The following is a 25,759-nucleotide window of genomic DNA, read 5'->3' as shown; positions in this document are numbered from 1 at the left end:
GGGATGGTCCCTTCGTCGATAACAACGTGCGTCAGGGGGCACCGAGCGCGAGGCCGCGCGCGGCGAGGAATGCGGGGTAGGGGTCGCGGCCCGCGTACGACCACGGCGCCTCGGTCGCGTGGGAGCCGATGCGGTGGAACAGCGCGGCGGCCTCCGCGGGCCGGCCCTCGCAGGTCTTGGCGTGGGCGAGGAAGTTGAGGTCGGCCCGGTGGCGGGGGTGGTCCTCGCGTTCCCATTCGAGCCACCAGTCGAAGGCGGCCTTCATCACCTGTCTTGCCCGGCGTCCCGACCAGTGGCCGGAGGCCGCCGGGTCGTCGGACACGGCGCCGGCGGCGGCCAGGACGCGGTAGCGCTCGGCGTGGGCGACGACGGGGAGGACGGCGAGCGGCGAGTCCGCCGGGGCCTGTTCGGCTGCCCACGCGGCGAAGTCGTAGACCTCGTGCAGCGGATCGCTCTCGGGGCGGGCCTCGGCGAGCGCCGCCGTCATGAGGTGGTGGGCGTGGTGGTGCTCGGGGTGGCGCGCCCGGATCTCCTCGAAGTGCCTGGCGGTCTCCTCGGGGGTGCCGTGCGTGCGCTCCAGGGCCATCAGACCGAGCCAGGGCGTGGGGTCGGCGGGGTGCAGCGCGGCGGCGGCCAGGCAGGCCTCGCGGGCCGGTCCGGTCTCGTCGGCGGCGGCCTTGGGGCGCTGGGCGCGCGCGACGGTGGCGCAGGCGAGGAGCGTCGTGGCGTCGGGACTTCCGGGTTCGGCGAGCAGCCAGTCGCGGGCCCAGCCCGCGGCGGACGGGACGGCGGCGAGCGCGAGGACCCGATGCCCCCGCCGGTCCCAGTCCGCACCCGTCGCGACGAGCAGGGAGCGGGCCCGGGTCCAGCGTCCCTGCGCGAACTGGTCGCGGACGTCGATGAGTTCGGTGTCGTCGAGAGCCGGGTCGAAGGCGTGGTCCGAGCGACCGCCCTTGCGGCGGGAACGGCCCAGAGGCGGCGGAGGCGGAGACATCCGCGGGCTTCCTTTTCGACTTCGGCATGAGATCGGCACATTTCGATGCCCTGTGCGAGCAAACGATCGCGCACAGCAAAGCGGTAGGCATGGCTCTCCGTCAAGCGGCACCCGGCCCCAACTGTGTTCACATTGCAGGCAGTTGGCCGCCCCGGAGGGCTTCCCGCACGATTCACGCAGTTCGCGTACGCGCTACGGGAGTGGCGCCTGAGGGAAGAGTGACGCGTGCCACACTGCCGCCATGGAGAACCGCGAACCGCTCAAGCCCTTCCTCCTCGCCTTCCCCGGCCCTCTGCGCGACCGGCTGGTGGCCGCCGTGCTCTCGGGCGAGAAGGTCTCCACGTCCGGGCTGCTCCTGGAGTACGAGGTGGAGCGCGAGGAGCTCCCGCCGGTGGGCGAGCGGTCCGCGCTCATCGACTCCGCCGGACGGGAGGTCGCCGTGGTCGAGCTCACGGAGGTGCGGGTACTGCCGCTGGGGTCGGTGGACCTGCGGCACGCGCTCGACGAGGGCGAGGGACACGCGTCGGTGGCCGAGTGGCGGGCGGGGCACGAGGAGTTCTGGCACAGCGAGGAGATGCGGGAGGCGCTCGGGGACCCGCTGTTCACCGTGGACGACTCGACGATGATCGTCGCGGAGCGGTTCCGGGTGGTGGAGCGGCTCACCTGACAGCGCCTCAGGGTTTGGGGAGCGCCTGAGCGTCCGCACGGGCTCCTCGAACAGCACCTCGGGGTCCGGGGAGCGCCTGGGCGTCCGCACGGGCTCCTCGCACCTGGAGCGGGACGCCCCGTTCCGCTCCGGCGGCCCGTCGGGGGACCTTCAGCCGATGGCCTTCGCCGCGGCCCGGCCCGCCGCACGGCCCGAGAAGATGCAGCCGCCGAGGAAGGTGCCCTCCAGGGAGCGGTAGCCGTGCACCCCGCCGCCGCCGAAGCCCGCCGCCTCCCCCGCCGCGTAGACCCCGGGCAGCGGGGTGCCGTCCTCGGTCAGGACGCGGGAGGACAGGTCCGTCTCCAGCCCTCCGAGGGACTTGCGGGTCAGGATGTTCAGCCGTACGGCGATGAGCGGGCCCGCGGCCGGGTCGAGGATGCGGTGCGGCTTCGCCGTGCGGATCAGCTTGTCACCGAGGTAGGAGCGGGCGCCGTTGATCGCCGTGATCTGGAGGTCCTTGGTGAAGGGGTTGGCGATCTCGCGGTCCCGGGCCGTGATCTCGCGGCGCAGGTCCTCCTCGTCGATGAGCCCTTCACCGGTGAGCGCGTTCATTCCGCGCACGAGGGCGCCGAGGTCCTTCTCGACGACGAAGTCGACGCCCTTGTCCATGAACGCCTTCACCGGCCCGGGGACGTCGGCGCGGGCCCTGCCGATCACGTCGCGCACCGACTTCCCGGTCAGGTCGGGGTTCTGCTCGGAGCCGGAGAGCGCGAACTCCTTGCCGATGATCCTCCGGTCGAGGACGAACCAGGTGTAGCCGTGTCCGGACCCCATGATGTGTTCGAGGGTGCCCAGGGTGTCGAAGCCCGGGAAGAGCGGGACGGGCAGCCGCTTGCCGCGGGCGTCCAGCCAGAGGGAGGACGGGCCGGGGAGGATCCGGATGCCGTGCTTGTCCCAGATCGGACTCCAGTTCTCGATGCCCTCGGTGTAGTGCCACATGCGGTCGCGGTTGATGTGGTGGCCGCCCGCCTTCTCCGCGATGCCCAGCATCAGCCCGTCGACATGGGCGGGGACCCCGGAGAGCATCTTCTCCGGCGGGGTGCCCAGCCGCTCGGGCCACTGGGCGCGCACGAGGTCGTGGTTGCCGCCGATGCCCCCGGAGGTCACGATCACGGCCTGGGCCCTGAGCTCGAAGGTGCCGGTGACCTCGCGGCTGCTCGCGGTGCCCCGCTCCGCTCCGCTCTCCTCGAGGATCTCGCCGGTGACCGTGTCGACCGCTCCGGCCGAGCGGCCGAGGCCGGTCACCCGGTGGCGGAAGCGCGCCCGGACGAGACCCTTGGCCATGCCTTCGCGGACCCGCCGTTCGAACGGGGCGACGACGCCGGGCCCGGTACCCCAGGTGATGTGGAAGCGGGGGACGGAGTTGCCGTGGCCGTTGGCGTCGTAGCCTCCGCGTTCGGCCCAGCCGACGACGGGGAAGAACCGCAGCCCCTGGGCGTGCAGCCAGGACCGCTTCTCCCCGGCGGCGAAGTCGACGTACGCCTCCGCCCACTTCCGCGGCCAGTGGTCCTCGTCGCGGTCGAAGCCGGCCGTCCCGTACCAGTCCTGGAGGGCCAGGTCGTGGCTGTCCTTGATGCGGAACCGGCGCTGCTCGGGCGAGTCGACGAGGAAGAGCCCGCCGAAGGACCAGTGCGCCTGGCCGCCGACCGACTGCTCGGGTTCCTGGTCGAGCAGGATCACCGAGCGGCCCGCGTCGACGAGTTCGGCGGTGGCCACCAGCCCCGCGAGTCCTGCCCCGATCACGATCACGTCAGCGTCGTACGCCATGGGTTCCATCCTTCGGGGCGGTGCGGGGCAGCGCGGGCGGGGCGGGCGAAGTTACCTGTGGGTCAGATCTTCGGTACGGGCCGCGCCCACGTCAACCTTCCGGCGGCGGCGCCCTCACCGATCCTGTGCGGCCGCCGGGCTATCGTCGGAACGTGTCGGTGCTGGTAATCCTGCTGTCCGTGGGCGCCGCCTGCTGCCTGGGCTTCGGCTTCGTGCTCCAGCAGGACGCCGCCCGCCGTGCTCCCCTGAGCGACTTCCTCTCGCCCCGGCTGCTGCTCGACCTGATGCGGGTGCCGAGCTGGCTGGCCGGGCTGGGCCTGATGGTCTGCGGGATGGTCCTCGGGGCCCTCGCCCTCGGTCAGGGCGAGGTGTCCGTCGTGGAACCCCTCCTGGCGACCAATCTCCTCTTCGCGATGGCCCTCTCGCGCCACCGCACGGGCCAGAGCCTCGGGCGGCAGGGGTGGGGAGGGCTCTGCCTGCTGGCGGGCGGCGTCACCGCGTTCCTGCTGGCGGGCGAGCCGCAGGGCGGCGAGGCGGAGACGTCGTCCCTGAGGCAGTGGCTGGTGATCGGGGTGGTGGCGGGTCTGGCCCTGGTCCTGACCGCCTGCGCCAGACACCCCCGGACGCGGGGCACCCCGGTCTTCCTCGGCCTGGCGGCGGGTCTGCTCTACGGTCTGCAGGACGCCCTGACCCGGCTCAGCGGGGAGCGCCTGACGGACGACGGCTGGGACGCGCTGCTGACGAGCTGGTACCCGTACGCGGTCCTCGTCCTGGGGGTGACCGGGCTGCTCCTGGTCCAGAGCGCGTTCGAGGCGGGGCCGCTGCGGATGTCCCTGCCGGCGCTGACCGCCGCGCAGCCGCTGTCGGGGATCCTCTGCGGGATCGGCTTCCTCGGCGACCAGGTGCGCACCGACACCGGCGCCCTGGCCTGGCAGGCCGCCGGGCTCGCGGCGATCGTGGCCGGGATCGTGCTGCTGGGCCTGCATCCGGCGATGCCGGAGGGCAAGGACAGACACGGTTCCACCGCCGCGGACCGGTTGATGTTGGATGGGCCCCATGAATCCGGCTGACGAGATCCTGGACATGGTCGACGAGAACGACGAGGTGGTCGGGCAGACGTCCCGCGGCGAGGCCACCGCGCGCGGCCTGCGCCACCGCTGCGTCTTCATCGAGGCCAGGGACCCGGAGGGCCGGCTCTTCGTCCACCGCAGGACGGACACGAAGCTGGTCTTCCCCTCGCACCACGACATGTTCGTCGGCGGGGTCGTCGGCGCGGGCGAGTCGTACGACGAGGCCGCGCTGCGGGAGGCCGAGGAGGAGCTGGGGGTCTCCGGTCTCCCCCGCCCCACGCCCCTGTTCAAGTTCCTCTACGAGAGCCCGGCGCACAGCTGGTGGTCGTACGTGTACGAGGTGCGCTGCCCGGTGCCGGTGGATCCCCAGGCGGAGGAGGTCGCCTGGCACGCCTTCCTGACCGACGCCGAGGTGGAGGAACGTCTCGGCGCGTGGACGTGGGTGCCCGACGGGCTGGAGACCTACCACCGGCTGCGGGAGTTCCGGGCGGCGGGCGGGGCGGGTGCCGGCTCGTGAACGACTTCGTACGGGGTCTGCGGCTGTGGTTCGCGCCGGAGCGGATCCGCGAGGAGGGCGACACGCCCGACTACCGCTTCTCCCTCGCCAACGAGCGCACCTTCCTCGCCTGGATCAGGACGGCCCTCGCCCTCATCGGGGGCGGCTTCGCCGTCGACCAGTTCCTGCCCGGACTCGGCTGGGGCGTACGCGCCGGGCTGGCTCTCGGACTGCTGGCGGCGGGGGTGCTCTGCTCTCTGCGGGCCGTCAACCACTGGGTCCGGTGCGAGCGGGCGATGCGGCGCGGGGAGGACCTGCCGGCGTCACGCTTCCCCGCGCTGCTCAGCCTGGTGGTCGCGGTGGTGGCGCTCGCGATGGTGGTGGTGGTCCTGTTCGGCTGGGAGGGCCGGTGACCCCCGCGGAACGCGACCCCGGCCTCCAGCCCGAGCGGACGCGGTTGGCCTGGCGGCGCACCACCCTGTCGTGCACGGTGGTGGCCCTGCTCGCGGTGCGGCAGGCGCTGCACGGCGGAGCGACCATGGCGGGGATGATCGCGGTGGCGCTGAGCCTGCTGGCCTGGCTGGGCTTCCTCGCGGTGGCGCACCGCAGGGTGACCGGCATGGGCAGCACCGAGCCCGCCCCGCTGTCGGCGCGCCGGGCGCTGGCAGCGGCCGCGTGCACCGTGGCGCTCGCGGTGTTCGCCGCCGCGATGCTGTTCTGACCCGGCCACCTCTCCGGCGGGCCGGCTGCGGCTCTCAGTCCTCCCACTCCACGGAGACGACGATCTTGCCCCGGGTGCGGCCCTCCTGGTTGAGCCGGTAGGCGTCGGCGGCCTGTTCCAGGGGGAACACCCGGTCCACGTGGACGGAGACGATGCCCTGCTCGGCCAGGCCCGCGAGGTGGGCGAGGTCCGCGGCGTCGGGCCGTACGAAGGCGTAGCGCCCGCCGTAGGAGAAGACCTCGCCGTCGGCGATGGACGCGAGCCGGCCTCCGGGGGCGAGGGTCTCGGCGGAGATCCGGAGCGCCTCCCCGCCGACGGTGTCGAACGCCGCGTCGAAGCCGTCGGGGGCGAGCTCCCGCAGCCGGGCGGTCAGGCCCTCGCCGTACTCGACCGGTTCGCCGCCCAGCCGGCGCACGTAGTCGTGGTTGTGGGGCCCGGCGGTGCCCACGACCCGGCAGCCCGCGTGCCGGGCGAGCTGGACGGCGAGCGAGCCGACCCCGCCGGCGGCCGCGTGGACGAGGACGGTCTCGCCCTCCCGGATCTTCAGGGTGTGGTGCAGCACCTGGTAGGCGGTGAGGCCGCACAGCGGGAGGCCCGCGGCCTCCTCGAAGCCGATGCTCAGGGGCTTGCGGGCGAGGGTGCGTACGGGTGCGGCGACGTACTCGGCGAAGGTCCCGCGCGACAGGAAGTCCTCGCGGACGTAGCCGATGACCTCGTCCCCCACCGCGAACTCGTCCACGGCGGCTCCGGGCTGGACCACGACACCGGCCACGTCCCAGCCGGGGATGACGGGGAACACCGCTTCGAGCCCTGCCTGGAGATGGCCCTCACGGGCCTTCCAGTCGACGGGATTGACGGCGGCGGCCCGCACCTTCACCAGGACCGAGTCGGGGCCGACCTTCGGGTCGGGCCGTTCGCCGTACTCCAGGACGTCGGCCGAGCCGTACCTGCTGTAGCTGATCGCCTTCATCCTCCGACGATCGGCGCGCCCCGGGGTCCCCGCAACTCAGGCCGTGACCACGTCGTGGGCCGGCAGCGGCGTGCGCGGGTCGTGACCGGAGTGCCGGAGCCCGATGAGGAGGGCTGGGGTCGTCTCCCCCCTGTACGGCCGGGCGACGAGCCGTGTGCCGGGGAGGAGCCGGAGATCACTTCTCGGATTCCGGGCGGACACTGGACGACATACCGACTGGTCGGCATCATGGTGCCGACCGTTCAACCGCCCCGGAGGTGCGCCCCATGAGCCCAGTCCACCCGCCAGGTCTCGATCTCGACCTGCTGCGCGGCCATCTCGACCGCGAGCGGCCGGGGCTGGTGACGGGACCGCTCGACGCCCGGGTGATCGAGGGCGGCCGGTCGAACCTCACCTACATCGTCACCGACGGGACCGGGCAGTGGGTCGTGCGCAGGCCTCCCCTGGGCCATGTGCTCGCCACCGCGCACGACATGAAGCGCGAGCACCGGGTGATCAGCGCCCTGCACCCGACGGCGGTCCCGGTGCCGGAGACCCTTCTGCTCTGCGAGGACGACACCGTCATCGGCTCGCCCTTCTACGTCATGGAGTACGTCGAGGGAACCCCGTACCGCACCGCCGAGCAGCTCGCCCCGCTCGGCGCCGAACGCACCAGGGCCGTCGTGCTGGGGCTCGTCGACACCCTGGTGGACCTGCACGCCGTGGATCCGGCAGCGGTCGGCCTCGGCGACTTCGGGCGGCCGGAAGGTTTCCTGGACCGGCAGCTGCGGCGCTGGGGCAAGCAGCTGGACGCCTCCCGCAACAGGGAGCTCGCCGGGATCGACGAGCTGCACTCGGCGCTGGGCCGTGAGCTCCCCGTCTCCCCCGCGCCCACCGTCGTCCACGGCGACTACCGCCTGGACAACGTGCTGATCGGTCAGGACGACCGGATCAAGGCGGTGCTGGACTGGGAGATGTCCACGCTCGGCGACCCGCTGACCGATCTCGGCCTGCTGGTGATGTACAGCTCCGACCTGGACCTGCCCGCGTCGCCGGTCTCCACCACGAGCGGCGCTCCGGGCCACCCCAGCCCCGCCGAGCTGATCGAGCGCTACGCGGCCCGCTCCGGCCGCGACACCTCCGCCATCTCCTGGTACACGGCCTTCGCGTGGTTCAAGCTCGCCGTGATCCTCGAGGGCATCCACTACCGCTACACGCTGGGCCAGACCGTCGGCGCCGGCTTCGACCGCATCGGCGACCTGGTGCCCGTCTTCATCGCGCACGGCCTCACCACCCTCAAGGAAGGCTGATCCCCCCTATGGACTTCGCATTCGACGCCCGTACCGAAGAGCTGCGCACGAAGCTGCTCACCTTCATGGACGAGCACGTGTACCCGGCCGAGCAGGTGGCCGAGGAGCAGCGCGCGGCTCTGGCGTCGCCGTGGGACACCCCGCAGATCGTGGAGGACCTCAAGGCCGAGGCGCGCAGGCAGGGGCTGTGGAACGTCTTCCTCCCGGACGCGGAGTACGGCGCCGGGCTGACGAACCTCCAGTACGCCCCGCTCGCCGAGATCACCGGCCGCAGTCCGCATCTGGCGCCGACCGCCCTGAACTGCGCCGCCCCGGACACCGGGAACATGGAGGTGCTCTTCCAGTTCGGGTCGGACGAGCAGAGGAAGCAGTGGCTGGAGCCGCTGCTCGCCGGCGAGATCCGCTCGGCGTTCGCGATGACGGAGCCCGAGGTGGCCTCGTCGGACGCGACGAACATCGAGACGCGGATCACCCGGGACGGCGACGACTACGTCATCAACGGCCGCAAGTGGTACATCTCCGGGGCGATGAACCCGGACTGCGCGGTGTTCATCGTGATGGGCAAGACGGACCCGGACAGCGAGGACATCCGCCGCCAGCAGTCCATGATCCTCGTCCCCCGCGACACACCAGGGCTCGAAGTGCGCCGCGCGATGCGGGTGTACGGCTACGAGGACCACTCCCACGGCGGCCACGCCGAGGTGGTCTTCACCAACGTGCGCGTGCCCGCCGCGAACCTGATCGGCGAGGAGGGCGGCGGCTTCGCCATCGCGCAGGCGCGGCTGGGTCCGGGCCGGATCCACCACTGCATGCGGCTGATCGGGATGGCGGAGCGTGCGATCGAGCTGATGTGCCGCCGCGCCGTGGCCCGTACGGCCTTCGGCAAGCCGCTGGCCCAGCAGGGCGTGGTCCAGAACTGGATCGCGGACGCCCGGGTGACGGTGGAGCAGCTGCGGCTCCTGGTCCTGAAGACGGCCTGGCTGATGGACACGGTCGGCAACCGCGGGGCGCACACCGAGATCCAGTCGATCAAGATCGCCACCCCGCGCGCGGTCGTCTCCATCCTCGACCAGGCGGTGCAGCTGTACGGTGCCGGCGGTGTGAGCCAGGACTACCCGCTGGCCGAACTCTGGTCGTCGGCACGGACGCTGCGTCTGGCGGACGGGCCGGACGAGGTGCACCAGCGGTCGCTGGCCCGGCGCGAGATCAAGAAGTACCTCTGACCCCGGTGCGGGGAGGCGCCCTGAGGGCGCCTCCCCGGCGGGTCCCTCATGCAGGTCAGAAGGTGAGCTGCCAGCTGTCGATGTAGCCGGTGTCCTGCGCGGCGACATCCCTGACCTGGAGCCTCCAGGTGCCGTTGGCGGTCTCGCTCGACGCGTTGACCGTGTACGTCGCGATCACGTTGTCGGCGGAGTCGCTGCTGCTGGAGTTCTTCAGGCGGTAGGCGGTCCCGTCGGGCGCGAGGAGGTCGACGACGAGGTCACCGCGGTAGGTGTGCTTGATGTCGACGCCCACCTTGAGCGCGGAGGGGGCGTTGCCCGTGCGTCCGGTCACCGCGACCGACGAGGTCACCGCGGTGCTGTTGTCGGGCACGTTGACGTTGGTGGCGTTGCTGAAGACGGTCCCGGTGGGCGGGGTGACCGTCCCGGCGGACAGGGTCCAGACGGCGTGGGCGACCGCGTCGCTGTTGCGGTCCAGGGCCGTGTCGTTGATGTTCGACGTCGTGTCGCACGACGAGTGGTAGCAGCGGTCGAAGGACTGGCCCGCCGTGCCGCCCCACTTCTGCGCCTGGGCGCTGGACTTGGTGTTGCTCGCCCCGGTGAACAGGCCTCCGACGGGCACGCCCGCACTCTTGAAGGGGGCGTGGTCGGAGCGGCCGTCACCCTCGGTCTCTATCTCGGTGGGTACCGACAGGCCCGCGAAGTAGTCCTTGAAGGTCTGCTCGATGACCGGGTCGTCGTCGTAGACGAAGTAGCCGGCGTTGGGCGAGCCGATCATGTCGAAGTTGAGGTACCCCGCGAGCTTGGCACGCTCCGTGGACGCCAGGTTGTTGACGTAGTACTTCGAGCCGACGAGGCCCAGCTCCTCGGCTCCCCACCAGGCGAAGCGCAGGTGCTTGTCCGGGGCGAGCTGCGCCCGCGAGACCGCGAGGGCGGTCTCCAGGACGGCGGCCGATCCGGAGCCGTTGTCGTTGATGCCCGCGCCCGAGGTCACCGAGTCCAGGTGGGACCCGGCCATGAGGACCTGGTTCGGGTCACCGCCCGGCCAGTCGGCGATCAGGTTGTACCCGGTGGCGCCGCCGGAGGTGAACTGCTGGAGCGCGGTGGTGTATCCGGCGGCGTCCAGCTTGGCCTTCACGTAGTCGATGGACGCCTTGTAACCGGCCCTTCCGTGGGCCCTGTTACCGCCGTTGGCGGTGGCGATCGACTGGAGCTGGGTGAGGTGCGCCTTGACGTTGGCGAGCGGTATGTCGGGGGCTGCCGCGACCTTCGCGGGCGCGGCCTGGACGGCCGGCGCGGCGGTGGCCAGCAGGGCCGCGACGGCGAGTGCGGCGGCGGGCAGGGATCTGAGTCGGACGGTTCTCATATGGGGCTCCGGATTCCGTTCGGGGACTGACGGAACGTGCGGGGGGTCCCAGGGCAGTGCACGGCCCTGGACCTGGAGCGGTGGGGCTGGAAGCGCGCACCCGATGCTGGGGTAGATGACCGAGCACCGTCAAGGGTGGAATCCGGACAGCCGTGTTCGCTTACCGGACACCGCATCTCCTGGAGGCTGCTCACGCGTGTGCCGGAGCGCCTGACGGCAGGACACGCGCCGGGGGCGCTCGTTCGCGGTGTCCTGCCTGCTCAGAGCGATTCGCGCGCCGTGGTCCGGCCTCTTGGCGGGGTGTGCCGGTGGCCGCACACTCCGAAGGGGCTGCCGGCCGGGAGCCCCGCCCATGACGTCCACGTAGCGTGAAACGAGAGGTCCTCCATGCTCCCGCTCCGCCTGTCCGTCGCGTCCCTGACCACCGCGGCCCTCCTGCTGGCCGCCGCCTCCGCCACCGCGTCGGCCCACCCGCACGGCACGAGGGCGCACGACGCCCGGACGCACGACACGCAGACGCACGGCACGCAGACGCACACCACCGTGCCGGAGATCTCCGGCGGAGGTTTCGAGACGCCTGTCGTCCCGTCTCCGTCCCCCTTCACCAGCCACCTCGGCGGGCAGGCCGTCGGCCCCTGGACGGTCGGCGGCCACAGTGTCGACCTGACCTCCGACCGACTGTGGGACGCCGCCGAGGGCAGCCAGTCGCTGGACCTCAACGGCAGTTCGTCCGGCAGCGTCTCGCAGGAGATACCGACGCATCCCCTGACGTCGTACGTGGTCAGCTTCGAACTGGCGGGCAACCCCGCGTGGGCTCCCGCCCTGAAGACGGGTGAGCTCAGAGTCGACGGCGTCCCGGTGAAGACGTTCGCCTTCGACATCACGGGCCGCGGTTTCCGGAACATGGGCTGGACCCGGCAGACCGCCGTCTTCACCAGCCTCCTGAAGAACTCGGTCACCCTCACCTTCGCCGGCACCAGTCCCGGGGTCGGCGGCCCGGTCATCGACGACGTGCGGGTCCGGAGCTGCCTGCTGGTGCTCTGCCCGCCCGTTTCCTGATGCCGGACGCACGGGTGACCGACAGAGCCGTCCCGTAGGTTCCGGGCATGGGGAATTCTGGTGGATCAGTGACGACCCGGTCCGTGGCCGGCCTGCGCGGCCTCATGGAGTCGGCGGGTTTCACCGAGGTCGAGGAGCGGGAGTCACCGGCCGAGGGCTGGCAGGTGGCCGACTTCGCGGAGTGCGGCCGACGCAGCCTGACGGATCTCGTACGGGCAGCCGGCGCCCCGGCCCTCCTGGTGTCCTACCTGGACAGTGACGTCGGCTTCGTCGAGGCGGCAGCCCCGGGGAGTGGAGCCTGGCAGGCCGTGCTCAACCGCGCGACGGCCGAGGAGTACGGGATACCGCTGGAACACTTCCCGGTCGAGCGGGCCGTGAGGGAGGCGACAGCCTGGGCGGTCGCGGCCGGGCTGTCGCCTGACGAGGAGCGTGCCCTCCGGGCGCTCACCGGCTCGGCGGTCTTCGCCGAGGAGATCGCCTCGCTGCTGCTCGCCGCGCTGGGAGTGCCGGAGGGGAGCTGAGGCGGCCTTGCGGCCCCGCAGGCCGTCAGGGGCGCAGCGCCTTCAGCAGCAGGTCCGCCAGGTGGTCGGCGACCTCCCGCTGGGTGAGCTGGCCCTCGGGGCTGTACCAGGTCGACAGGTGGTGGATGGAGCCGAAGTGGTAGTCGACGACCAGGTCGGCCGGGGTCGCCGAGGAGAAGACCCCGGCCCGCTGCCCCTCCTCGATCAAGGAGCGGAAACGCTCGTGGTAGCGGCGTCTCTCCAATCTGACCTGCTTGTTCTTCTCCGGGCTCAGGTGGTGCATCGAGCGGAAGAAGATCGAGGCGTCGTCGAGGTTGTCGATGGTCGTGACGACCACGTCGGCCGCCGCGTCGCGCAGCCGCCGCTCGATCGGCGCCTCGGCGTTCGCGAAGGCGTCGAGCCGCTCCTGCTGGAGCCGCAGCACCCGGGCGTAGACCTCCTGGAGGAGGTCCTCCTTGGAGCCGAAGTAGTGGTAGAGCGCACCCTTGGTGACGCCCGCCGCCTCGACGATCTCCTGCACCGAGGTGCGGTCGTAGCCCTGCTCCGCGAAGAGCCGGGTGGCGGCGGCCAGCAGCCTCTGGGGGACGGGAGCCCCGTTCCCGTCCGTCGCCTTGGCCATGTGCCGCCACCTGCCCTCTCGTACCGTGCGTGAACTGTTCTAACGGGGGGAACGCAGTTCCCGCCTGAGGATCTTCCCACTCGCCGTCTTCGGGAGCTCGGCCAGGATCTCCACTTCGCGCGGGTACTTGTACGCGGCCAGCCGCTCCTTGCAGTAGGCGCCCAGCTCGCCGTCGCCCACCTCGGCTCCCGGGCGCAGGCTGACGTAGGCACGGACGCTCTCGCCCCGGTAGGCGTCGGGGACGCCCACGACGGCCGCCTCGCGGACCGCCGGATGGGTGTAGAGGACGTCCTCGACCTCCCGGGGCCAGACCTTGAAGCCGGAGGCGTTGATCATGTCCTTCTTGCGGTCCACGACGTAGAGCCAGCCCGCCGTGTCCATGAAGCCGATGTCGCCGGTGCGCAGCTCCCCGTCCGGGAAGCCGGCGGCGGTGGCTTCCGGGAGATTCCAGTAGCCGGAGACGACCTGCGGTCCCCGTACGGCGATCTCGCCCAGCTCACCGAAGGGGACGTCGTCACCCTGCTCGTCGATGATCCGCACCACGGTGTCGGGTCCGGGCACACCGACGGAGAGCGTCCCCGAGACGGGGTCGACGGGCGCCTCGTGCTCCGGCGGTACGGCGGCGCAGGGCGCGGTGCACTCGGTGAGTCCGTAGCCGTTGCGGATGTACGGGCCGAAGCCCTCGCGGAACTTCTCGACGAGCGCGGGCGGGAGCGGTGCGCCGCCCGACGAGATCACCTCGAAGGAGGCGAAGTGCTCCCGGGTGGCTCCGGGGTGCGCGGCGAGCGCCATGAAGGCCGTCGAAGGGCCCACGGTGTAGGCGGGGCGGTGCTCGGCGAAGGCCTCCAGGACGACGCTCGCCTCGAAGCGGTAGGCGAGGACCAGGGTGCCCGCGTTGGCGACGCAGGTGGCGAGTTGGCACACCATCCCGGTGATGTGGAAGAGCGGGGCCAGCGCGAAGTAGGCGGAGCCCTCGGCGATGGGGTGGCCCGCCCGCTGGCGCTCGGCGTTGATCATGATGTTGCCCTGGGAGTTCATGGCTCCCTTGGGGGTGCCGCTCGTCCCGGAGGTGTAGCTGATGAGGGCGGTGTCCGAGGCCGTGAGCTCACGGCCGGCGGGGGTCTGGTGGCCCTCGCGGGCGACGGCCACCAGGTCCGACGCCCAGTCGTCGGCGCCGGGCGCGGGGAGCCGTTCGAAGCCGAGCACACGCGGGTCGTCGGCCGACTGGAGATCGAGCTCGCAGGCCGTGAGAGCGATCGTCACGCTCGGGGCGGCCTCGGCGGTTTCCCGCAGATAGGACTCCCAGGCCCGGTCGGAGCAGATGAGAGCGGTCACCGCCGCGTCCTTCAGCACGTGCCCGACCTCGCCGGACTTGTACATCGGGTTGAGCGGGACGACGGTGGCACCGGCCTTCCAGGCTCCGAGGAGGGCGATCACGAAGTGCGGGGTGTTCTGCAGCATGATCGCGACGCGGTCGCCCCGCCCCAGGCCCTCGGCGGCGAGGTGTCCCGCCACCGAGTCGGACAGTCCGTCGGTCTCGCGGTAGCTGAGACGTCCGTCGAAGTAGGCGAGCGCGGTGTGGTCCGGAGCCCTCCCGACGGCCTCGCGGAAGGCGTGCACCACGGTCTCGGCGGGATGGGCGGGGGCGAGCTGGGCCTCGCTGAGCAGCGCGGTCCAGGGCTTCGCCGCGTAGATCGACTCGCTCACGCGCCTGCCCCTTCCCACTTCTGCTGAAGGCGGTTCATGTGGCCGATCCACTGGTCGGGGTCCTGGGCCCGGGAGCTGTAGTAACCGGCCACCTCGGGGTGCGGCAGGACCATGAAGCGGTCCTTCTCCATGGCGTCGAACAAGGCGTCGGCGACGGCCTCCGGCTCGATCGCGGTGGGGGCGAGGACGAGGTCGCCCGCGGAGCCGGCCGACGTCAGCATGTCCGTGCGCACGCCCTGGGGGCAGATCGTGTGGACCTTGATCCCCCGGTGCCGGTAGGTCAGCGAGAGCCACTCGGCGAAGGCGACGGCGCCGTGCTTGGTGACGCTGTACGGGGCGGCGCCGATCATCGTCAGCAGACCGGCGGCCGACGCGGTGGACACGAAGCGGCCGCTGCCGCGCTCCAGCCAGTCCGGCAGCAGCGCCTTGGCCGCGCGGACGTGCGCCATCACGTTGACGTCCCAGGCCCTGGCCCAGACGTCCTCCTCCGCGAAGGCGTCGCCGCCCGACGCGAGGCCCGCGTTGGCGCAGTAGACGTCGATGGTGCCGTCGAGCGCGTCGCGTGCGGCGTCCACGATGGTGGAGGCGTCGCCCGCCACGACCGTGCCGCCGATCTCCTCGGCGAGGGCCTCGACCCGGCCGGCGTCGAGGTCGTTGACGGCGACCCGCGCGCCCTCCGCGGCGAATCTGCGGGCCAGGGCGGCTCCGATGCCGCCTCCGGCTCCGGTCACCACTACGCCAGCGCCCTGCACCGTACTCATCGGTCCCGCCTCTCTCAGCCGTTTTCCTCCAGCAGACTAACCAGTCGGTATGTGATCGGGGAAGGGGTTCGGGGCAGGACTGGGAATCTGCCCAGTCCTGGCCGTTCCGTGTGGCCCGCACCCGCGCTAGCGTGCGTGGCCATGGCATGTAAATCGATCATGGAGGTACCGGAATGACCCTGTCCAGGCGTGGTCTGCTGGCTGCCGGCAGTGCGATGGGGGCCCTCGCGGCGACCGCCGCCGGGCCGGGGACGGCCTCGGCCGCCGACCGGGAGCGTGGGGCCGGACACGGCGGTGTCCGTACCGGGTTCGACCGGCTGGCCGCCGACGGCTACCGGCTGCTGGCCGGGCAGAAGGTCGGCATCGTGACCAATCCGACGGGGATCACCTCCGACGTCCGGCACATCGTCGACGTGATGCACCCCGACGACCGGGTGGACCTGACCGCCGTCTTCGGTCCCGAGCACGGCTTCCGGGGAACGGCGCAGGCGGGCGGGTCGGAGGGACGCTACGACGACCCTGCGACCGGGCTGCCGGTCTACGACACCTACCTGAAGAGCGGACAGCCCCTCGCCGACATCTTCACGACGTCCGGTGTCGACACGGTGGTCTTCGACATCCAGGACGCGGGCGCCCGCTTCTACACGTACATCTGGACGCTGTACGACTGCATGGAGGCGGCCGCGCTCGCGGGCAAGCGGTTCGTGGTGCTGGACCGGCCGAACCCGGTGACGGGCAGGGCGGCCCTGGGCCCCGTGCTCGATCCGGCCTTCGCGTCCTTCGTGGGACGCAGGGAGATCTCGCAGGCGCACGGCATGACGGTGGCGGAGCTCGCGCTGCTCTTCAACGAGGAGTTCCTGGCCGACCGGCCCGTGGAGCTGGACGTCGTGAAGATGTCCGGATGGCGGCGCGCGGACTTCTTCGACGCCACGGGCCTGCCGTGGGTGCCACCGAGCCCCAACATGCCGACGCCGGAGACGGCGGTGGTCTACTCGGGGACGTGCCTGTTCGAGGGGACGAACCTCTCCGAGGGGCGTGGGACGACACGGCCGTTCGAGCTGCTGGGCGCCGAGGGCATCGACCACCGGTGGGCGGCCGCGGCGAACGCGCTGGACCTGCCCGGGGTCGCGTTCCGTGAGGCGTATTTCGCTCCGACGTTCTCCAAGTTCCAGGGGAAGACGGTGGGCGGGGTGCAGGTGCACGTCCAGGACCGGGAGTCGTTCGACCCCGTACGCACGGGAATCGCGCTGCTGGTGACGGCCAGGAAGACGTGGAGCGGGTTCGCGTGGCGGGCCGACAACGCCATCGACCGGCTCTCGGGCAACACCCGGGTCCGCACGATGATCGACGCCGGGGCGGACACGGACGAGGTCGTCGGCGCCTGGTCGGCCGACCTCGCCGCGTTCCGGAAGATCCGCCGGGAGCACCTGCTGTACCGGTAGCACCGGTGGTGTGCCCCGGCCGGGGGGGGGGGGGGGGGGGGGGGGGGGCGGCCGGCCGCGGCCCGGGGGGGGGGGGGGGGGCGCGCCGGGGGGGGGGGGGGGCCCCCGGCCCCCCCCCCCCCCGGCCCCCCCCCCCCCCCCCACGGCCGGGGACGGAGTGGGGCCGCCCCGTGCTCAGCGGTGCGAGGGGAACTCCACGACCTGCTGGTAGGTCGGCCGGTTCTGCCAGTGGACCGGCTTCTGCGAGATGCCGCCCAGTGGGCGGTGGACGATCGAGTCCGTGCACCACTGCTCACCGGCAGCGCAGCTGTCGTCGCCGGGGTAGACCTCGGTAGCCGGCTCGGCGGCGGCCTCCTTCAGGGTGCTGAGCAGAGCTGCCCGGCAGGTGCTCAGGTCACCGTTGCCGCAGTACGTCTTCGCCAGCGGCCCCTTGACGGGCTGTCCGAGGACCTGGCGCAGGTCCTTGTCGGCGAAGCCCCACCAGCCGTACTGGAACGCGGACCCGCTGTGCGCCCCGCTCGGCCCGTGGCTCGCGGCAGGCGACTCGTCCGTCGCCAGGCTCGCGGTGAGCGCCGTGTAGAGGCTGTCACCCAGGCCGGGGCGGAACTCCGCGTCGATCAGCTTCGGCCACCACGCGTCCATGATCCGTACCGCGTCCGCGTGGGTGTACGTGTGCGTTCCCGGGCCGGTCTCCTTGCGCTGCGCACCGGCGGAACGCCAGGAGTCCAGCTGCTGCACCACCGTGTCGAGCCCCGGGTCGGTGACCGGCTGGGACCGCAGCACCTTCAGGAGCTCGGGCAGCAACTGCTCGCCCCGCAGGTCGGTGAGGGCCGCCTCGGCCATGGCACGGGTGAGGGAGGCGCGGGTCACTCCGCCTTCGTCGACCAGCTCCGACACCCGGTCGTCGAGCAGATCGCCCCGGTGCACGGCGCCGAAGCCGAACCCGGCGGTGGAGTAGTCCTCGGCCTGGCGGTTGTTCCAGGAGATGTAGTAGTCCTGGCCGGTGGACTGCGGGTGTTCGGCGAACGGGGTGTAGTCGGTGGTGTTGGCCGCCGGGTCGTAGCCGCGCCACAGGTACGCCTTCTCGGCCTTGACCGGGAGCGCGGCGTCCACGCCGGCCGCGCGCACCGGGTTCATGCCGCTGTTGTAGTAGGCCGCGGTGCGCGAATCGGCGTAGAACCAGTTGAAGGCGTAGTCGATGTGGCTCGCCGCCTGCTGGAAGGAGGCCGCGTCCGTCACGTACGCCGGGTCGTTGAGCAGCTGGAAGCCGATGATCGAGTCGGCCTCGTGCCGGTAGGTGGTGCGCAGCGAGGTGTAGGCCACGGGCTTGCCGTCCACCGTGGCGCGGTGGGTGACGATGCCGTAGTCCGTGCGCCACACCTGCATCCGGTAGGAGCCCTTGGCCGTGGAGTCGGCGACGGTCGGCTTCCAGGAGTTGGTGCGCTCCATCTTCTCCATGGCCGTGCAGGCACCGTCGTCGCGGTAGTGCGTGGAGTCCTTGGTGGGTGCGGACCCGTCGGGTTCGCAGAGCTCGACGGCGTAGGTGTCGGTGATGTCCTGGGCCGCCGAGGTGGCGCTCCACGCGTAGTCCTGGCCCCGGCCCATCTGGATGTACATGCCGACCCCGGCGAAGGACACCCCGCGGGCACTGATGCCGGGTCCCTGGAGCTCCTGGAGCATCATCAGCTGCGGCGCGAAGTAGCCGGTCTGGGGGCCCATGACGGCGATCGGGTTGCCGCTCGCGGTGTGCTTCCCGGACACCAGGAGGGCGTTGGACATGCCGCGCTTCTGGGCGCCCTCGCCGGATCCCGGCAGCGAGCCCTCGGGGATGACTCCGTCGTCGTACATGCCCTGCAGCGGTTTCAGTGCCTCCGGTGCCTCGACCGGGGCCTTCCTGCCGGTGCCCGCCGAACCGGTGCGGTCGTGGATCAAGGGCTCGGGGGTGACGGAGCCCGGGTCGGGAAGGGCCGTCCCACGGGCCTCGTCGGGCTTGGTCGCGTAGGGGAACGAGGTGCCGTCGTGGACGGTGAGCACGGCCTCGGGGTCGTTGCGCTGGCGGAAGGACTCCCAGACGCGGGTGCCCTCCTCGACGCCGTACTTCTGCTGGGCGGCGAGCAGCGAGAGCGCGGCCTGGACCTCGCCTCCGCCTCCCCCGCCGAACTGGCCGCCGACGACCGAGGCGATCGAGATGAGGTCCGTCAGCTCGAACGGCTGGATGTCGCCGATGTTGGTGATGGCGTCGATCTTCCCGGTGAGGACGTACTCGCCCGGGAAGTAGCGGCCCTTCTTGGACTTCGACCGGTAGGCGTTGATGCCGTCGACGTAGGCCTGCGCGTCGGCCATCGCCTGCTCACCGCGCGCGCCCTCGGTGGTCCTGATCCGCTCGACCTGCGCCTCGAGGTCCGCCTCGGTGTACGGGGCCTGGGGCCAGAACTGCTGCTCGAGGCCCTGGTTGGCCAGGGCTCCGCCGGCGAAGGAGGTCAGCTGGCCGCGTCCGATGTGCCGGAACAGGTCCATCAGCCAGAGCCGGTCCTGCCCGGCGGCGAACCCGGCGCCGAACTCGGTGCCGTAGCGGGTGGTGCCTTTGATGTGGGGCACGCCGCTCTTCTTGTCCCGCGTGATCGTGACGTCCTCGCGCGGCTTGGTCACGGACTCGACCTGGTCGGCGGCGACCCCGAAGGAGGCGTCGTTGAAGAAGTCGGTCAGCTTCTGGTCGGTGAGACCCGTGTGGCCCGCGACCAGGCCGTTGTAGCGGTCGAGCTGATCGTCGCTGTGGGCGGGGTGCGTGCCGAACGCCTTGTTGCCGAGGATCTCGACGAGCGTGGCGTTGCCGTTCTCGCCGGGCGGCAGGATGTCCGCGCACTGGTTGCCGCAGTGGTCGGTGACGGCGAGGGGCTCCGGCTCCGCCGCTCCGGCGCTGGGCGCCGAGGCGAGCAGGGACGTACCGAGAGCGAGGACGGCCGCGACTGTGGCGGCTCTGAGCGTGCGGGTGCGTGGGGGCATGCGTGCTCCTCCGGGTGGCCGATGCGCCGGAGGTTACTGGCGGTACGCCCCCTCGGTAAGATGAACATCAGTCACTTTTTCCGAATCGCCACACTCCGGCACGCGGCCTCACATGGACCATCTCGGTCCGTGGACGCGAATCACCCTTGGATGGAGCCGAATCGGGCAGTCGTACGTCCATCCCATGACGCCGAAGTACGAGCGACGGAGGTGGCAGTGCCATGGCCGGTTTCCGGAGTCTTGCGAGACAGGTCCGCGATCCACGGGGCGATCTGGCTTTGCGGCGGTACTCGCTGCGCAAATGCCTGGAGAGGTTCGCCCCGTACGGTCACCGGGCGACCTGGGATCATCTGTGCGCCCGGAACGGGATCGAACCCGAGGACCGGGCTCCCGACCCCGTGCGCCTGATCCGCGCACTGGAGGAACTGGAGGAGGCGCGGGCCGTCTGGCTCGCGTACGAGACGGGCTTCGCCGAACGGCGGCGCCGGGAGAAGCACGACGGGCTGCGCCGGCCCGGCACATTCGACGACTGGCACCGGCTGACCTGGGGCGGCAACGGGATCGCGCACTGCGAGGACCCCGGGGTCCATCCCAGCGCCCCCCTCGCCGAGGTGCTGGGACGGCTGATCGCGGCCCTGGGCGGGAAGCCGGGCGCGGCGTGCCCGGTCTGCACGGGGACCGGGATCGTCTGGCGCCAGGACCTGGACCGGGAACCCTGGGCCGGCCCCGTCTGCACCGGGTGCGGAATCGTGGTTCCCCGGCCGGTCCTGACGGCGGGCGCCCTGGCCAGGGCGAGGAGCGTACCGGCGAGGGGTCTGGCGGCTTCGGCGGCCTGAGGGACGCGGGGCCGCGGGGGAACCGGCCGTAGCCGGGGCGCGCCCGGACTCGCCGCCGCCCTCATCGGTTTCACCCAGGCCGCCGTCCCGTAGCCGGGGCGCGCCCGGACTCGCCGGGCCGCGCCCCGCTGGAGCACCCGGAAGGATCCACCGCGCCCTGGCCGGACGCTCAGGATGAATCCACCGCGCCCCGCCTGGACGCTCAGGAGGGACTCGCTGCACTCTGCCCGGACGCTCAGGAGGGACTCGCCGCGCCCCGCTCGGGCATCAGGCGCGAGCCGGTCATCCGGTCGCCGAAGACGTCGTCCGGGTTGGACAGCACACAGGTCTCCAGCGACAGGCAGCCGCAGCCGATGCAGTCGGTGAGGTGGTCGCGCAGGCGCCCGAGCTGTTTGATGCGCTCGTCCAGCTCCGATCGCCACGCCCGGGAGAGCCGGGCCCAGTCCTCATGGGTCGGCGTACGCTCCTCCGGCAGCTCCGCCAGCGCCTCCCTGATGGTGGCGAGCGGGATTCCCACTCGCTGGGCCGCCCGCACGAAGGCGACCCGGCGCAGGGCGTCCCTCGCGTAACGGCGCTGGTTGCCGCTGGTGCGGCTGCTGCTGATCAGGCCCTTGGACTCGTAGAAGTGCAGGGCGGAGACCGCCGCGCCACTACGGGCGGAGAGCTGACCGACGGTGAGTTCCTGGTATGTCTGCGGGATCTGCGGCACTCCCCCAACCCTAATGGCCGCACCTCGGCCCCTGCCCCCACTTCGAGAACCCGGGCGGCCGTCGTTGACAGGGACGCGCGGCCCAACCATGCTGAGCAAGCGCTTAGACACCGCCCCGGAGAGGGCGACCGACAGCCGGAAGGCAGGGACCAGCACCATGGCAGAGCCGAAGATCTTCACGTCCGCACAGGAGCTCCGGGACGGCGTGGGCGAGGAGCTCGGGCACAGCGACTGGCTGGAGGTCGAACAGAAGAGGATCGACCAGTTCGCCGAGGCCACGGGCGACCACCAGTGGATCCACGTGGACCCGGAGCGGGCCGCGAACGGTCCCTTCGGGACGACGATCGCGCACGGCTATCTGACCCTGTCGCTGCTGCCGGTGCTCGTGCCGCAGATCCTGCGGGTCGAGGGCGCGAAGATGGGCATCAACTACGGCACCAACAAGGTCCGCTTCCCCTCGACCGTCCCGGTGGGTTCGCGGCTGCGCGCCACGGCCGTGCTCAAGAACGTCGAGGAGGCGGGCGGCGGCGTACAGGTGACCGCGCTCGTGACGATCGAGCGCGAGGGCGGCGACAAGCCGGCCTGTGTCGCGGAGTCGGTGTCGCGCTACTACTTCTGAGCCGCTCACACGCGGGAGCCGCGCGGTCCGGTGGACCGCGCGGCTCCGTCACGCGCTACTTCTGGGCGCCCACCATGCGCAGGACGAGGTCCGCGTAGAGGTCGCCGACCTCCTCGGGGGTCCGGCTGCCCTGCGCGTTGAACCAGCGCGCCACGTCGATGCAGAGCGACAGCACGGCGAGCGTGGTGCCGGGGACGTCGGGGACGTCGAACTCACCGGCCCGGACACCCTCGCCGATGATGCGGCGGACCACGGCGTCGCTCCGGCGGCGCAGCGCCACGATCTCGGTGCGGTGCTCGTCGCCGAGCGCCTCCAGCTCGTACTGCACGACACGGGCGGTGGTGTGCCGCTCGGCGTGCCAGCTGACGAAGGAGCGGACCGCGTCGGCGAGCCGCTCGGCGGCCGTCCCGTCCCGGCCGGCCGCCGTCTCCAGGAGGCGCAGGGCCCGGTCGTGGCCGATCCTGCTGATCCGGTGGAGCAGCTCTTCCTTGGTCTTGTAGTGGATGTAGAGCGCGGCCGGGCTCATCCCCGCCCGGCCGGCGATGTCACGCGTGGTGGTCGCGTGGTAGCCGCGCTCGGCGAACGCCTCGACGGCCGCGATGAGCAGCCGCCTCGCCGCTTCGGGCGTGACCTCGCTCCACGGCGTGCTGTCGCCGTCGGTCTCCTCCGCCGTGCTCATCGCCACGTGCCCCTTTCGCATGCAGGACGAACACCATATCGCGAACCTGAGCAAGCGCTTAGAGCGCTCGGTGGGTGAGATCGTCAGAGCTTCTGGAAGGGGTCGTGCTCGGCGAGGATCTTCTCCAGTCTGGCCTGGTCGACCCGGCTGACGATACGGCCCTCCTCCTGCCGGTCCCTGATGACCTTGGCGAGGGTGAAGCACGAGGTGACGAGGTAGAGGACGCCGATGGCGAGGAAGGCCCGCACCCAGGCGTCGGCGTCGAGGAAGAAGATGCCGAGGGCCACCGCTCCCAGCGCCAGCCCGAAGGAGAGGACGGCCTGGGCGTGGTAGGCGCCGGTGCTCTGCTGCTTGACCGATGTCGTGTCACTCATGCGCACAGCATCCGGCGCGGCGGAGCACGCCGGTATCCGTCGGCGTACTCACCCGGTACTCAGACGGCGGCGCGTTCGGGCCACGGGACACGCGTGCCGCGGGAATGTCCGGCCCGCCGGCCGCGAGCCACCGCGGCCGGTGCCGCCCCCTCGGCGGGCGAGAGCCGCCGGGAAGGCCCTAGAAGGCGGAGACCCCGGTCAGCGCCCGGCCGATGATCAGCTTCTGGATCTGGCTGGTGCCTTCGTAGAGGGTCATCACGCGGGCGTCCCTGACCAGCTTGCCGACGGGGTACTCGTCGATGTAGCCGTAGCCGCCGAAGACCTGCAGGGCGTTGTTGGCTGCGCGGACGGCGGCCTCGGAGGCGAAGAGCTTCGCCGTGGACGCCGCCGTGGCGAAGTCCTGGCCGCGGTCGATGAGGTCGGCGACGCGCCAGGTCAGCATGCGGGCGGCGTCGACGTCCACGGAGATGTCGCTGATGAGCTCCTGGACGAGCTGGTAGCTCGCGATGGACTTGCCGAACTGCTCGCGCTCACCGGCGTAGCGGACAGCCGCGTCCAGGGCGGCCTGAGCGATGCCGACGCAGCCGGCCGCGACCGACATGCGGCCCTTGGCCAGGGCCGACATGGCGATGGAGAAGCCCTTGCCCTCGGGGCCCATGAGGGTGGAGGCGGGGACGCGCACGTCCTCCAGCACCAGCTCGGCCGTGGCCTGGCCGCGCAGTCCGAGCTTGCCGTGGACGGTGCGCCGGGTCAGACCGGGGGCGTCGGCCGGCACCAGGAAGGCGGAGACGCCCCGGTGACCGGGGGTGTCGCCGGTACGGGCGAACAGCAGCACGACATCGGCCCAGGTGCCGTTGGTGATGAACATCTTCGAGCCGTTGATGACGTAGTCGTCGCCGTCGCGCACGGCCCTGGTCGTCAGGTTCCCGGCGTCGGAGCCCGTGCCCGGCTCGGTGAGGCCGAAGCAGCCGACGGCCTCGCCCGCGGTGAGCTTCGGCAGCCACTGCCGCTTCTGCTCCTCACTGCCCCAGGACGCGATCGTCTTGGCGACCAGGCCGAGGGACACCGACACGATGCCGCGCACCGAGGAGTCACCGCGGCCGAGCTCCTCGGTCACCAGGCAGTACGCGAGGTGGTCCCCGCCGGAGCCGCCGTACTCCTCCGAGACCGTCAGGCCGAGGAAGCCGAGGGCGCCCAGCTTCTTCACGATCGACTTGTCGACACTCTCGGCGCGGTCCCACTCCACGACGTGCGGGGTGATCTCCCGCGCGACGAAGTCCTCGGCGAGCTTCCGGACGGCGTCCTGCTCCTCGCTCAGCTCCAGGTTCATCCTGCGACACCCCAACTTTTAATTAGCACTGCTAGTTTTATGGTTGCAGGCCCTACTATGTGCCGCATGGCCCGACCGCGCAAGCCCCTCCTCAGCAGAGACCGCATCGTCGGGGCGGCGAGCTCGCTCGTGGACGCCGAAGGGCTGGACGCCGTCTCGACCCGGCGTCTGGCGGCCGAGCTGGGAGTCAGCGGGCCCTCGCTCTACAACCACTTCCGGAACAAGGACGAGATCCTCGACGCGGTGGCCGACGCGGTGTCCGCACAGGTCGACCTGTCGATGTTCGAGGAGTCCGATCCGCGTGACTGGCCCGCGGCGCTGCACGACTGGGCCGTCTCCTACCGCGCCGCGCTCGCCGAGCACCCGCACATCGTCCCGGTGCTCGCCCGGGGGCCCGGACGCCGTCCGGCAGGCCTCCGGGTCGCCGACGCGGTCTTCGGGGCCATGGTCAGGGCCGGCTGGCCGCCCGCCCAGGCGACGTACATCGGCGCGCTGATGCGCTACTTCATCACCGGGTCGGCGCTCGGTTCCTTCGCGCGCGGATTCGTCGACGACGAGACGGCGTACGACCCCGCCGACTACCCCCACCTCGGCCAGGCCCACCTGCTGGCCGACCGCCGCCAGCAGGTGGACGAAGGCGCCTTCGAGACGGGGCTGCGCGCCCTGCTGGACGGTCTGGCGCTCCAGTACGAGCAGGCGGCCGCCGGCCGCACCGTTCGGCACGCGCCGAACGGTGCCTGACGCATCCTGTCCGTATGGCCCGTACGACACCGCACGATCCGGCAGCGCCGCGCCTCGCCGCGCTGGCGTCCCTGCTCGCCGACGAGACCCGCGCCTCCTTCTGTCTGGCCCTGCTCGACGGCCGGGCCTGGACCGCCGGCGAACTGGCGCGCTCCGCCGGGGTCGCCGCCTCCACGGCCAGCGAGCATCTGGGCAAGCTCGTCGCAGGCGGGCTGCTGGCGGAGGAACGCCAGGGCCGCCACCGCTATGTGCGGCTCGCCGACGGGCGGACCGCCCAGCTGGTCGAGGAGCTGGCCGCCCACGCCCGGCCCGGCGCGCGGGCACCCGTGCGCACCCTGCGTGAGGCGGGCCTCCAGCAGGCGCTGGCGCGAGGGCGTACCTGCTACGACCATCTCGCAGGACGGCTCGGGGTCCTCGTCACCGACGCGATGACCGGACGCGGACTCCTGCGCCAGGACACCGGCTTCGCGCTCACCGAGGACGGTCTGGAGTGGTTCGCCGCGCTCTCCGTCCCGCTCGGTACGGCGTCACGGCGCCCTCTGGCCCGCGGCTGCCTGGACTGGACCGAGCGGCGCCCGCACCTGGCCGGAACCTCGGGTGCCGCCCTGTGCCGGCACGTGCTGGACGCCGGATGGTGCGAGCGCGTCGGGTCGGGCAGAGCCGTCCGGGTGACGCCCGTGGGGCTGGGCGCGTTCTCCGAGCACCTGGGCATCGAACCGGCGGACCTCACCGCGAGCTGACAATTCGGTGGGCCCCGAAG

General features: G+C 71.8%; 26 protein-coding genes. 14 read left to right on the top strand and 12 right to left on the bottom strand.

Annotated elements, in window-relative coordinates:
- Positions 1–31 precede the first annotated feature (31 nt).
- Positions 32–994 carry a hypothetical protein gene (locus ACIRJR_RS28660; RefSeq protein ID WP_403785879.1) on the bottom strand — a complete coding sequence of 321 codons (963 nt, stop codon included), beginning with the start codon at positions 992–994 and terminating at the stop codon, positions 32–34.
- A 241-nt stretch (positions 995–1,235) separates the two neighbouring features.
- Between ACIRJR_RS28660 and ACIRJR_RS28655 the strand changes: the two genes are divergently transcribed.
- A complete protein-coding gene (locus ACIRJR_RS28655; protein WP_403785877.1) occupies positions 1,236–1,661 on the top strand; it encodes an ASCH domain-containing protein in 426 nt (141 codons plus the stop codon).
- 150 nt (positions 1,662–1,811) lie between these two features.
- Here ACIRJR_RS28655 and ACIRJR_RS28650 read toward each other — a convergent pair whose 3' ends face one another.
- On the bottom strand, positions 1,812–3,467 hold the full coding sequence (locus ACIRJR_RS28650; RefSeq protein WP_403785875.1) for an FAD-binding dehydrogenase: 1,656 nt from the start codon (positions 3,465–3,467) through the stop codon (positions 1,812–1,814).
- 152 nt (positions 3,468–3,619) lie between these two features.
- Between ACIRJR_RS28650 and ACIRJR_RS28645 the strand changes: the two genes are divergently transcribed.
- From ACIRJR_RS28645 to ACIRJR_RS28630, 4 genes are read left to right on the top strand one after another with little or no spacing between them, the layout of a single operon-like run.
- Complete coding sequence (locus tag ACIRJR_RS28645) at positions 3,620–4,537, top strand: DMT family transporter (RefSeq protein WP_403785873.1); 918 nt, start codon at positions 3,620–3,622, stop codon at positions 4,535–4,537.
- A complete protein-coding gene (locus ACIRJR_RS28640; protein WP_403785871.1) occupies positions 4,524–5,054 on the top strand; it encodes an NUDIX domain-containing protein in 531 nt (176 codons plus the stop codon). The genes ACIRJR_RS28645 and ACIRJR_RS28640 overlap by 14 nt, the downstream gene beginning before the upstream one ends.
- Positions 5,051–5,446 carry a YidH family protein gene (locus ACIRJR_RS28635; RefSeq protein ID WP_403785869.1) on the top strand — a complete coding sequence of 132 codons (396 nt, stop codon included), beginning with the start codon at positions 5,051–5,053 and terminating at the stop codon, positions 5,444–5,446. The genes ACIRJR_RS28640 and ACIRJR_RS28635 overlap by 4 nt, the downstream gene beginning before the upstream one ends.
- Positions 5,443–5,754 carry a DUF202 domain-containing protein gene (locus ACIRJR_RS28630; RefSeq protein WP_403785867.1) on the top strand — a complete coding sequence of 104 codons (312 nt, stop codon included), beginning with the start codon at positions 5,443–5,445 and terminating at the stop codon, positions 5,752–5,754. The genes ACIRJR_RS28635 and ACIRJR_RS28630 overlap by 4 nt, the downstream gene beginning before the upstream one ends.
- Positions 5,755–5,788: 34 nt before the next feature.
- Here ACIRJR_RS28630 and ACIRJR_RS28625 read toward each other — a convergent pair whose 3' ends face one another.
- On the bottom strand, positions 5,789–6,724 hold the full coding sequence (locus tag ACIRJR_RS28625) for an NADP-dependent oxidoreductase (protein WP_403785865.1): 936 nt from the start codon (positions 6,722–6,724) through the stop codon (positions 5,789–5,791).
- Positions 6,725–6,990: 266 nt separating this feature from the next.
- Here ACIRJR_RS28625 and ACIRJR_RS28620 point away from each other — a divergent pair, with 266 nt between their 5' ends.
- Positions 6,991–8,013 carry a phosphotransferase family protein gene (locus ACIRJR_RS28620; RefSeq protein WP_403785863.1) on the top strand — a complete coding sequence of 341 codons (1,023 nt, stop codon included), beginning with the start codon at positions 6,991–6,993 and terminating at the stop codon, positions 8,011–8,013.
- A gap of 8 nt (positions 8,014–8,021) precedes the next feature.
- The gene (locus tag ACIRJR_RS28615) at positions 8,022–9,236 is read left to right on the top strand and encodes an acyl-CoA dehydrogenase family protein (protein ID WP_403785861.1); all 1,215 of its coding nucleotides are present in this window, start codon (positions 8,022–8,024) and stop codon (positions 9,234–9,236) included.
- Positions 9,237–9,291: 55 nt separating this feature from the next.
- On the opposite strand, the gene ACIRJR_RS28610 is transcribed toward ACIRJR_RS28615, so the two are convergent.
- The gene (locus ACIRJR_RS28610) at positions 9,292–10,599 is read right to left on the bottom strand and encodes a M28 family metallopeptidase (RefSeq protein WP_403785859.1); all 1,308 of its coding nucleotides are present in this window, start codon (positions 10,597–10,599) and stop codon (positions 9,292–9,294) included.
- 387 nt (positions 10,600–10,986) lie between these two features.
- Between ACIRJR_RS28610 and ACIRJR_RS28605 the strand changes: the two genes are divergently transcribed.
- Together ACIRJR_RS28605 and ACIRJR_RS28600 are read left to right on the top strand one after the other, a co-directional pair.
- On the top strand, positions 10,987–11,658 hold the full coding sequence (locus ACIRJR_RS28605) for a DUF642 domain-containing protein (protein ID WP_403785857.1): 672 nt from the start codon (positions 10,987–10,989) through the stop codon (positions 11,656–11,658).
- A 47-nt stretch (positions 11,659–11,705) separates the two neighbouring features.
- Positions 11,706–12,179, top strand: coding sequence for a hypothetical protein (locus ACIRJR_RS28600; protein ID WP_403785855.1), 474 nt, complete (start codon positions 11,706–11,708; stop codon positions 12,177–12,179).
- Positions 12,180–12,204: 25 nt separating this feature from the next.
- Here ACIRJR_RS28600 and ACIRJR_RS28595 read toward each other — a convergent pair whose 3' ends face one another.
- The 3 genes from ACIRJR_RS28595 to ACIRJR_RS28585 are packed head-to-tail and all read right to left on the bottom strand — an operon-like array spanning position 12,205 to position 15,266.
- A complete protein-coding gene (locus ACIRJR_RS28595) occupies positions 12,205–12,798 on the bottom strand; it encodes a TetR/AcrR family transcriptional regulator (RefSeq protein WP_403785853.1) in 594 nt (197 codons plus the stop codon).
- A gap of 39 nt (positions 12,799–12,837) precedes the next feature.
- Complete coding sequence (locus ACIRJR_RS28590; protein ID WP_403785851.1) at positions 12,838–14,505, bottom strand: AMP-binding protein; 1,668 nt, start codon at positions 14,503–14,505, stop codon at positions 12,838–12,840.
- Entirely contained in the window at positions 14,502–15,266 is a 765-nt protein-coding gene (locus ACIRJR_RS28585; RefSeq protein WP_403785849.1) for an SDR family oxidoreductase, read from the bottom strand. Before ACIRJR_RS28585 ends, ACIRJR_RS28590 begins: the two co-directional genes overlap by 4 nt.
- Positions 15,267–15,439: 173 nt before the next feature.
- Between ACIRJR_RS28585 and ACIRJR_RS28580 the strand changes: the two genes are divergently transcribed.
- Positions 15,440–16,708, top strand: a complete 1,269-nt coding sequence (locus ACIRJR_RS28580) for an exo-beta-N-acetylmuramidase NamZ domain-containing protein (RefSeq protein WP_403785847.1) — start codon at positions 15,440–15,442, stop codon at positions 16,706–16,708.
- Between the two features lie 174 nt (positions 16,709–16,882).
- Here ACIRJR_RS28580 and ACIRJR_RS28575 read toward each other — a convergent pair whose 3' ends face one another.
- A complete protein-coding gene (locus tag ACIRJR_RS28575) occupies positions 16,883–19,711 on the bottom strand; it encodes a penicillin acylase family protein (protein WP_403785845.1) in 2,829 nt (942 codons plus the stop codon).
- Between the two features lie 221 nt (positions 19,712–19,932).
- On the opposite strand from ACIRJR_RS28575, the gene ACIRJR_RS28570 reads away from it, so the two are divergent.
- A complete protein-coding gene (locus tag ACIRJR_RS28570; protein ID WP_403785843.1) occupies positions 19,933–20,547 on the top strand; it encodes a hypothetical protein in 615 nt (204 codons plus the stop codon).
- Between the two features lie 235 nt (positions 20,548–20,782).
- On the opposite strand, the gene soxR is transcribed toward ACIRJR_RS28570, so the two are convergent.
- Positions 20,783–21,256 (bottom strand): redox-sensitive transcriptional activator SoxR, encoded by a 474-nt coding sequence (gene soxR, locus ACIRJR_RS28565; protein WP_403785841.1) that lies wholly within the window; start codon positions 21,254–21,256, stop codon positions 20,783–20,785.
- A 157-nt stretch (positions 21,257–21,413) separates the two neighbouring features.
- Between soxR and ACIRJR_RS28560 the strand changes: the two genes are divergently transcribed.
- Positions 21,414–21,875, top strand: a complete 462-nt coding sequence (locus ACIRJR_RS28560; RefSeq protein ID WP_103517463.1) for a MaoC family dehydratase — start codon at positions 21,414–21,416, stop codon at positions 21,873–21,875.
- Positions 21,876–21,930: 55 nt separating this feature from the next.
- Here the strand turns inward: ACIRJR_RS28560 and ACIRJR_RS28555 are convergent, their stop codons facing one another.
- The 3 genes from ACIRJR_RS28555 to ACIRJR_RS28545 all read right to left on the bottom strand — a co-directional run bounded on the left by ACIRJR_RS28555 (position 21,931) and on the right by ACIRJR_RS28545 (position 24,258).
- Positions 21,931–22,554 carry a TetR/AcrR family transcriptional regulator gene (locus ACIRJR_RS28555; protein ID WP_403785839.1) on the bottom strand — a complete coding sequence of 208 codons (624 nt, stop codon included), beginning with the start codon at positions 22,552–22,554 and terminating at the stop codon, positions 21,931–21,933.
- A gap of 83 nt (positions 22,555–22,637) precedes the next feature.
- Positions 22,638–22,928, bottom strand: a complete 291-nt coding sequence (locus ACIRJR_RS28550; protein WP_403785837.1) for a YiaA/YiaB family inner membrane protein — start codon at positions 22,926–22,928, stop codon at positions 22,638–22,640.
- Between the two features lie 178 nt (positions 22,929–23,106).
- Positions 23,107–24,258, bottom strand: coding sequence for an acyl-CoA dehydrogenase family protein (locus ACIRJR_RS28545; protein ID WP_403785835.1), 1,152 nt, complete (start codon positions 24,256–24,258; stop codon positions 23,107–23,109).
- Between the two features lie 66 nt (positions 24,259–24,324).
- Between ACIRJR_RS28545 and ACIRJR_RS28540 the strand changes: the two genes are divergently transcribed.
- Together ACIRJR_RS28540 and ACIRJR_RS28535 are read left to right on the top strand one after the other, a co-directional pair.
- Positions 24,325–24,999 (top strand): TetR/AcrR family transcriptional regulator, encoded by a 675-nt coding sequence (locus tag ACIRJR_RS28540; protein ID WP_403785833.1) that lies wholly within the window; start codon positions 24,325–24,327, stop codon positions 24,997–24,999.
- Between the two features lie 14 nt (positions 25,000–25,013).
- Positions 25,014–25,739, top strand: a complete 726-nt coding sequence (locus ACIRJR_RS28535; RefSeq protein WP_403785831.1) for an ArsR/SmtB family transcription factor — start codon at positions 25,014–25,016, stop codon at positions 25,737–25,739.
- The last annotated feature ends 20 nt before the right edge of the window (positions 25,740–25,759 follow it).

This window comes from Streptomyces sp. NPDC102402, assembly GCF_044765765.1.
Classification (GTDB): Bacteria; Actinomycetota; Actinomycetes; order Streptomycetales; family Streptomycetaceae; genus Streptomyces.
This window is presented reverse-complemented; position numbering and strand designations above follow the sequence as displayed.

Coding starts and splice junctions, on each gene's coding strand:
- ACIRJR_RS28600 (WP_403785855.1), top strand. CDS start 11,706: ATGGGGAATTCTGGTGGATCAGTGACGACCCGGTCCGTGGCCGGCCTG.
- ACIRJR_RS28545 (WP_403785835.1), bottom strand. CDS start 24,258: ATGAACCTGGAGCTGAGCGAGGAGCAGGACGCCGTCCGGAAGCTCGCC.
- ACIRJR_RS28615 (WP_403785861.1), top strand. CDS start 8,022: ATGGACTTCGCATTCGACGCCCGTACCGAAGAGCTGCGCACGAAGCTG.
- ACIRJR_RS28570 (WP_403785843.1), top strand. CDS start 19,933: ATGGCCGGTTTCCGGAGTCTTGCGAGACAGGTCCGCGATCCACGGGGC.
- ACIRJR_RS28555 (WP_403785839.1), bottom strand. CDS start 22,554: ATGAGCACGGCGGAGGAGACCGACGGCGACAGCACGCCGTGGAGCGAG.
- ACIRJR_RS28625 (WP_403785865.1), bottom strand. CDS start 6,724: ATGAAGGCGATCAGCTACAGCAGGTACGGCTCGGCCGACGTCCTGGAG.
- ACIRJR_RS28655 (WP_403785877.1), top strand. CDS start 1,236: ATGGAGAACCGCGAACCGCTCAAGCCCTTCCTCCTCGCCTTCCCCGGC.
- ACIRJR_RS28605 (WP_403785857.1), top strand. CDS start 10,987: ATGCTCCCGCTCCGCCTGTCCGTCGCGTCCCTGACCACCGCGGCCCTC.
- ACIRJR_RS28540 (WP_403785833.1), top strand. CDS start 24,325: ATGGCCCGACCGCGCAAGCCCCTCCTCAGCAGAGACCGCATCGTCGGG.
- ACIRJR_RS28650 (WP_403785875.1), bottom strand. CDS start 3,467: ATGGCGTACGACGCTGACGTGATCGTGATCGGGGCAGGACTCGCGGGG.
- ACIRJR_RS28595 (WP_403785853.1), bottom strand. CDS start 12,798: ATGGCCAAGGCGACGGACGGGAACGGGGCTCCCGTCCCCCAGAGGCTG.
- ACIRJR_RS28535 (WP_403785831.1), top strand. CDS start 25,014: ATGGCCCGTACGACACCGCACGATCCGGCAGCGCCGCGCCTCGCCGCG.
- ACIRJR_RS28640 (WP_403785871.1), top strand. CDS start 4,524: ATGAATCCGGCTGACGAGATCCTGGACATGGTCGACGAGAACGACGAG.
- ACIRJR_RS28620 (WP_403785863.1), top strand. CDS start 6,991: ATGAGCCCAGTCCACCCGCCAGGTCTCGATCTCGACCTGCTGCGCGGC.
- ACIRJR_RS28560 (WP_103517463.1), top strand. CDS start 21,414: ATGGCAGAGCCGAAGATCTTCACGTCCGCACAGGAGCTCCGGGACGGC.
- ACIRJR_RS28610 (WP_403785859.1), bottom strand. CDS start 10,599: ATGAGAACCGTCCGACTCAGATCCCTGCCCGCCGCCGCACTCGCCGTC.
- ACIRJR_RS28660 (WP_403785879.1), bottom strand. CDS start 994: ATGTCTCCGCCTCCGCCGCCTCTGGGCCGTTCCCGCCGCAAGGGCGGT.
- ACIRJR_RS28580 (WP_403785847.1), top strand. CDS start 15,440: ATGACCCTGTCCAGGCGTGGTCTGCTGGCTGCCGGCAGTGCGATGGGG.
- ACIRJR_RS28550 (WP_403785837.1), bottom strand. CDS start 22,928: ATGAGTGACACGACATCGGTCAAGCAGCAGAGCACCGGCGCCTACCAC.
- ACIRJR_RS28585 (WP_403785849.1), bottom strand. CDS start 15,266: ATGAGTACGGTGCAGGGCGCTGGCGTAGTGGTGACCGGAGCCGGAGGC.
- ACIRJR_RS28575 (WP_403785845.1), bottom strand. CDS start 19,711: ATGCCCCCACGCACCCGCACGCTCAGAGCCGCCACAGTCGCGGCCGTC.